This window comes from Citrobacter sp. TBCS-14 (genome assembly GCF_005280805.1).
Taxonomy (GTDB): Bacteria; Pseudomonadota; Gammaproteobacteria; order Enterobacterales; family Enterobacteriaceae; genus Citrobacter; species Citrobacter gillenii.
The window spans coordinates 1-261 of record NZ_SZWM01000038.1 but is presented as its reverse complement, the minus strand read 5'-3'; the positions used below and the strand labels follow the sequence as shown (position 1 = coordinate 261).

Here is a 261-nt window from a genome sequence, read left to right as displayed (position 1 = left end):
GGGTTAATTTGAGGCGGATTATGAATAGATCATGCCATCATTTTGTTGCCGTCTGTGCTGAGGCGTTAATGTGTAAACGGTGCTTCATTGTTTAACACGCTGTCGATAATATCCAGCACGCCCTCTTCGTTATTCGAACCCGCGCGATATTTCGCCGCCTGGATAACCGGCTCATGGGCGTTGGCCATTGCAAAACTAAATCCTGCCTGGCGCAGCATCTCGATATCATTTCCGCCATCGCCAAACACGACAACCTCATCG

At 49.4% G+C, this 261-nt stretch carries 1 protein-coding gene; it reads right to left on the bottom strand.

Annotation, left to right across the window (positions count from 1 at the left end):
* Positions 1-65 precede the first annotated feature (65 nt).
* The coding region (locus FDX22_RS00165) for an HAD hydrolase family protein (RefSeq protein WP_186805255.1) at positions 66-261 on the bottom strand (196 nt) is incomplete at its 5' end.